The sequence below is a fragment of the Pilimelia columellifera subsp. columellifera genome, from assembly GCF_039532605.1.
GTDB classification, from domain to species: domain Bacteria; phylum Actinomycetota; class Actinomycetes; order Mycobacteriales; family Micromonosporaceae; genus Pilimelia; species Pilimelia columellifera.
Window position 1 is genome coordinate 1 of record NZ_BAAARY010000047.1, and the last position, 5679, is coordinate 5679.

The following is a 5679-nucleotide window of genomic DNA, read 5'->3' on the forward strand; positions in this document are numbered from 1 at the left end:
TGGCGACGCCGACACCAACACCGAGCCCGAAAAGCCCACTACCGACGCCGCGAGACCGCCGAGTTGATCACGTAACCGAAAAGTACGGCTGTCGTACTACGCCTCGTCATTTGTGAGATCGGTTCGGCCAGTCAACTCGCGGTGACCCTGACCGTGGAACGCGGCACCCGGATCGGCTCGGGGGTGCTGTGCTCGCCCGGGTCGCACATCACCGCCGACATGGTGATCGGCGACCGGGTGTTCCTGGGCGCGGGCGTGCGGACGGTCAACGACAAGGAGCTGATCTGGCGGGACGCGGCCAACGAGCAGCCGCTGCGGCCGCCGCGTTTCGACTACGCCTGCAAGGTCGGTTCCGGGGCCGTGGTTTTGGCCGGGGTCATTGTGGGCGCGCGGGCGTTGGTGGGCACCGGGGCGGTCGTCGACGGCCTCGCCGCTGGCGAGCCGGCCACCGGGCCGGTCTACGGCGTGTTCACCTACGTGCAGACCGCAGTCGTCGGCCCGTTCCCGTCACCGCAGGCCGCCCGGCAGTGGTGGGCGGCGCCGTTCAACCGCCTCGCCAGCGACGGGCCACGATTCGCTGATCCAGGCCTGCGCGGACTAGCCCGAGGTGCCAGCCTGTCCCCACCCCTGGCCCGTCGCCGCAGCTTCCACATCGGCGGCCTTCCGAGACGGATCCGGGCCGGCTACGTCACCGACAGCACCGCGGGCCCCACGGAACGCGGCAGGCGGGCTACCGAACCCTCCGCCAGTCACTCACTGTGATGATCCAAGGTCACCTTCACTTGAATGACCCTTGGTCGTAGACAAGACTTACGGCAAAGCGCTTACCGTTCGGCTGTATCGACTTGCAGGAGCAGGTTGGGGCCTGGAAGGGACATCTTCAGCACATCCTTAACCGCTCGTTGTTGGATTGCTTTGACTACCTCTGAAGGTTTGGCGCGGGGGTAGTCTTGAAGGTACTGCGCGACGGCTCCTGAGACATGTGGCGCCGAGAATGAGGTTCCGTCCCAGGTCTCGCTTGCGCTGTCATCGTCGTTGACTGCCGACCGGATGCCCAGCCCGGGTGAGTAGACGTCTACGCAGCTGCCGTAATTGTACTGAGGATGTTGGTTGTCGTCGTTGCTGGTCGCGCTGACGGTGAAGACCTCGTCGACCGCGCCGGGTGAAAGTTCGCACGCGTCGACGGGGCCGCGGTCTCCGTTGCCGGCTGCGGCGACTACGGTGATACCTTCATCTACGAGCGCCCGTGCGGCGTCTTCGAGAGCGCGGTTTCGACGCGGGGACACGACACTCAAATTTACTACCGAGGGCCCTCTAGCATTAGCGAGGATCCAATTGAATGCTTTGATCAGGCCCGCCGTGTCTCCGCGGCCGTCGCACCGCTGGGTGCGCACGGAAACCACTTTCGCTGCAGGGGCGACGCCGTACGTTTGTCCGGCTGCGACACCGGCGACGTGGGTGCCGTGTCCGTTGCAATCTTCGCCTGGGCTGGGTGGATATGGCCCCTCGCCGTCATCAGCGACGTCGGTTCCCGCGACTGCTCGACCAGCAAACTCGTCGTGGGTAAAACGAACACCCGTGTCAATAATGTACACGGTCACGCCAGTCCCGGTGCGCACTGGGCGGTAGGGTGTTCCCGAAAGTGGGAGTGTCGCTTGGTCAATTCGGTCCAGGCCCCAGTTCGTAACCTGCGAATTCTCCGTTAAAAGTGGCCGCCGACGTGGCGGTACCTGCGTGCGTAGAACGGGTGACACATAGGCGACGTCCCGGTCCTTTGCTGCTAGGTCGGCCGCGCCGGCCGTGCCTTTGAGCTGAAACCCTAAGAATGCTTGCCGGTAGGTGTCGACGACCTGTCCGCCGGCAGCGGAGGCTACCTTGTCCGCGAGGGCTGGTGCGCCGACTGTGTTCGTTGCCCCGGGCTTGAATACCACCACGTATGCGCCATTGACCGTGTCAGGATCTGTTGATTGGCGATTTGAAGCGGACACCGCTGACGCAGGAACGGTCAGTGATGCCGCGAGGCTAAAGATCAGGGTCCTTCGGGCGTGCGGCGAGTTTAGCTTCACGGTTTAATCACCTTGTATGAGGTTACGTCGGGATGATTGTAGATATCGATTGGATAGGCACCGATTCCGCCGTCATCATCGAGGTTGACGCCTTCGTATCGGTAGGCCCGCCAGATCAGCTCTGCGACTCCCAGCCGGTCGTCTGCGAGTCCGACCTTGTTGATCGCGAAGTTGTGGTCGTAGGACTTGCCGGCCTGTGCTTTGGCCCATGCTGCGGCATGGCGGCGTTGGTCGGGTCGGTCGACAGACAGAAGTCGCGTGAACCGGGCGACTTTCACTTCGCCAACCGGGCGCTGGACAATCTTTCCGGCTACGAAATCCATTACGGTGCTTCGGGTGGCATAAATCATCATGCTCCCGTAGATACCACCATACGGTGCCGGTACGTACGCGATATCACCTGCGGCGCGGGCTTCCGGTAACGTGTGGGCGAATGGGATAAATGTTCCGTCCACCTGCTTCGCTTTGAGCTCCGTGAGTACCCGCTGTGCCACGTCGTCTTCTGTCGCGTTGAGGTGGCGCGCAGCGACGGCGAGATCGGTCCGGAACTGTTGCTCGGTCATGCCCATTCCCATCTCTGCCACGATTTCCGGCACGAGATCGGCGTCTGCGGTGGCGGGCGTTGCCGGCAAAGTGATGCATAGGGTGGCAGTGGCGATGACTGTCGCTAGCGTTCTGGAGAGGCGCATGTGGTTCCTCGTGGGTGAGGTAGCGGTCAGAAAAGAAGTAGGTCGCGTGGCCACAAGGCGTCATCGGTCGCGATTGCGGCGGTTACTTCGGGGACTTTGACAGCGCGGATCTGCGTGCCGTCCGTGATTCGGTAGATGGAAAGAACCGCGTCGCCTTCGTCTGGTTGGTACAGAATGGCCAGCTTGTCGCCTAACCAGCCAGTGGCGGCAGATGCGTCGGCGTCCCGGGGGGCGCCGGCTAGGGGTATTGTCGAAACGACCTTTCCGGTGATTGGGCTAGTGGCTCTCAGGGTGCCAGCGCCATCGATATGGTAAAGTTGCCCGCGGTGCTGGTGAGCACTGCGCATCGCATACCAGGGGACCTCGTGTTGCCCATCATCTTCCGGGGACATATTGTGTAGCATTGTCGTCACGAGTGTGCGCGTCAAAGGGTTTAGTCTGGTCAGCCAGAATCGGGGCGGGCGATTGTTTCCCGTGCCGTTCGAGAACCAGATGGCCTGAGGGGTGCCGGCATGGCATAGCATCTCTCCGAGGTAGCCGGCTTTGTTGTTCTCAATCGTTCCTTTCTCGAGGGCCACTAATGTCGTCCGTGCGCGGTCGGTTAGGTCGATCCGCAGGAGAAGCGCGGGTTGAAGCCGCGGGTCCTCGGGCCCGTATCGGTTGGTGCCGATGGCGTATAACCGGCCACCGCAGACCCCGGCGGTTTGGACAAAGTACGGAATCGTAGCGACTTGGTGTTTCCCGTTTCGGGTCCATGCGATTTTGAATTCGTAGCCCGACGGCACGTCTGACCGTCGGTGGTTGAAAAACGTGGCGTATCCGTTGCCGACCCGGTGGCTGGTGCTGGCAAGGTTGGTCGCTGTACGGGGATAGTTCCGTCCGCCGAGTCCTATCACCGTGTCTGACCGTAGCTGCGGGATCCACATCGACCTGCGGCCGTCGCGAGTTAACTGTGCGCCGTCCAAGCCATCGGTACGGAATGTCTCGACGGCACCCTTCTTGAACATAAACAAGAGGCCACGTTCGGGCTTGTCGTATGCCCCAGTGCTGAGGTGAACGGCCATTGCCGCGTTATCGAGGTAGCTCTCGGGGAACTTGTGTTCGGCGACGTGTGGGTAGCGCACTGCAGGGGGTGACGTTGCCGGTTTGCCGCTGTCGGCTGTGGCCTCCGCGGTACAGCCCGCCGACAAGGCCAGAAGAGCGGCAGCTCCGAGGATGCGCGTTCGTGTGCGAATCGTGGCCGTCGTTGTGGTGCCGAGTGTCATAGTCTTGGCCCGCCTGCCGCGTCAGTGATGGGACGAGTGACCAGTCAGTAAGCTTCGAGAATTATGGATCAAACCACAAGACTGGGGTGCGCGGCGATCGTGCAGGTCGCCGCGCACCCCAGGACAGGCCTAGTATTTGTCGTAGGTGTTGAAGTCATTGTCGTCTCTCACGTCCCGCGGGTAAACGCCGCGGCCACCGTCCTTGTCGACATCAATGCCCTGCGACTTGAAACCCCGCCAGACGAGCTCTGAGCAGTTGAAGCTGCCCTCTTCGTTTTTACCCTTGTTCGAGACGAAGTCCATGTCGTACTTCTTGCCCACGTGACGACCGGCATAGTCGGCGGCACCGTTCCTGGCCCCGTTGTTCTTCGACTCCAGCGCGCGCGCGGAGCCGGCCTTCACCCTGACCTGCGTCTGGGGGACGTGACGAACACCCGACGACGAGTGGGCTTCGATAACGTCTCGATTGGCGCCGTAGAACCCCACATGACCATGGTTGACACCACCAGTCTTGGCGTCGGTGTAGAACACATCGCCCTTGTGGCGCGCGTTGTGGACCGGAACATCACGCACAATGTCGGTGCCTGGGTCGACGTCCTGAGGCTTCGCCTCGGCGAGCATCTGCTCGGCGAGCGCTTCCACAGTTGAGTTTTCCTCGGCTGCGAGGTCGGCCAGTTCAGCGCGGAACTCGGCTGGGTCGACTGCAGGCATCATTGCCAGAAGCTCTGCGACCGGGTCGGCCTGAGAAGCAGAAGACGCATAAGCCGGTGCGCCCACGAGCGCCGCTGCCGCACAGGTGGCCGCGAGGCCAATTGCAATCTTGACATTTAGCTGCACTATCTACTCCCTGATGGATAGAGAAACGTCTGCCCATAACCTGAAAGCATCGACCCATACTTAATTGCATCGACTTGCCTCAGCGGTATGCGGGGTGCTTTCAAGCCATTTGGACGTCTGCAGCGTATTGCTAATGAATCCCGACAGGCTATCCATTGTGATCTATGCCATTTTGGGGCGCAGGTGTTTACAAAGGACCTACTCTGTGCCAACGCGTACGAGCGCGCCACGGCCGCTACGCTCAGAAGGCTGCGGGATCGAGCCCCGCGCGCCAAGCGGACCAAGGGTGTAGTCGCTTCGGCGGATCTCGCTGGAGAGTTTCGTTGTCGCGCCCTCGGCCAAGTTGTAGCCGTCAGAGGCAAAGCAAAGTTGGGATGATCTTGTGAATGTCCCTGGTCAGTGTTGGTGTGCTGGTCTGACCTCGGGACGCGGGCGCGGCCTTCCTGTGTGGATGATGTGGGTGCTAACGCCTCGTAATCTGTGAGAAAGGCCGCTGATGTCAGCGTCCCACGCCCCAGTCCAGCCCGTCATCGTCGCCGACGACCTGTCCGGTGTCGGGTCGTTGTATTGCCTGTTCTCGCAGGTCACGGACCCGCGTAAGCCGCGTGGGGTGCGGCATGCGGTGGCGGCGGTGTTGACGTTAATGGTGTTGGCGGTGCTGCGCGGGGCAACGAACCTGCGCCAGGCCGGCGACCGGACCGCCGAGCCGGGGCAGGATGTGCTTAGTACGACAGCCGTACTTCAGGGTCTGACCTGCGGGTTCGGGGCTGGACGTGGGGCGGCCACCGCGTGATCGTCTGTATGTTGTGGACAAACTTTCAG

At 62.1% G+C, this 5679-nt stretch carries 6 protein-coding genes; 2 read left to right on the plus strand and 4 right to left on the minus strand.

Annotated elements, in window-relative coordinates; all coding sequences use genetic code 11:
• Positions 1–141 precede the first annotated feature (141 nt).
• On the plus strand, positions 142–762 hold the full coding sequence (locus ABD287_RS18020) for an LbetaH domain-containing protein (protein WP_344174676.1): 621 nt from the start codon (positions 142–144) through the stop codon (positions 760–762).
• A gap of 62 nt (positions 763–824) precedes the next feature.
• On the opposite strand, the gene ABD287_RS18025 is transcribed toward ABD287_RS18020, so the two are convergent.
• The 4 genes from ABD287_RS18025 to ABD287_RS18040 all read right to left on the minus strand — a co-directional run bounded on the left by ABD287_RS18025 (position 825) and on the right by ABD287_RS18040 (position 4857).
• Complete coding sequence (locus tag ABD287_RS18025) at positions 825–1934, minus strand: S8 family peptidase (protein ID WP_344174678.1); 1110 nt, start codon at positions 1932–1934, stop codon at positions 825–827.
• A 128-nt stretch (positions 1935–2062) separates the two neighbouring features.
• Positions 2063–2755, minus strand: a complete 693-nt coding sequence (locus tag ABD287_RS18030; protein WP_344174680.1) for a hypothetical protein — start codon at positions 2753–2755, stop codon at positions 2063–2065.
• Positions 2756–2781: 26 nt separating this feature from the next.
• Positions 2782–4020, minus strand: coding sequence for a hypothetical protein (locus tag ABD287_RS18035; RefSeq protein WP_344174682.1), 1239 nt, complete (start codon positions 4018–4020; stop codon positions 2782–2784).
• 129 nt (positions 4021–4149) lie between these two features.
• Entirely contained in the window at positions 4150–4857 is a 708-nt protein-coding gene (locus tag ABD287_RS18040; RefSeq protein ID WP_344174684.1) for a YiiX/YebB-like N1pC/P60 family cysteine hydrolase, read from the minus strand.
• Between the two features lie 496 nt (positions 4858–5353).
• On the opposite strand from ABD287_RS18040, the gene ABD287_RS18045 reads away from it, so the two are divergent.
• Positions 5354–5650 (plus strand): transposase family protein, encoded by a 297-nt coding sequence (locus ABD287_RS18045; protein ID WP_344174686.1) that lies wholly within the window; start codon positions 5354–5356, stop codon positions 5648–5650.
• Positions 5651–5679: the final 29 nt, after the last annotated feature.

Bases quoted from the DNA above. Each gene is read 5' to 3' on its own strand.
- ABD287_RS18030 (WP_344174680.1), bottom strand. From the start codon at position 2,755: ATGCGCCTCTCCAGAACGCTAGCGACAGTCATCGCCACTGCCACCCTA.
- ABD287_RS18035 (WP_344174682.1), bottom strand. From the start codon at position 4,020: ATGACACTCGGCACCACAACGACGGCCACGATTCGCACACGAACGCGC.
- ABD287_RS18045 (WP_344174686.1), top strand. From the start codon at position 5,354: ATGTCAGCGTCCCACGCCCCAGTCCAGCCCGTCATCGTCGCCGACGAC.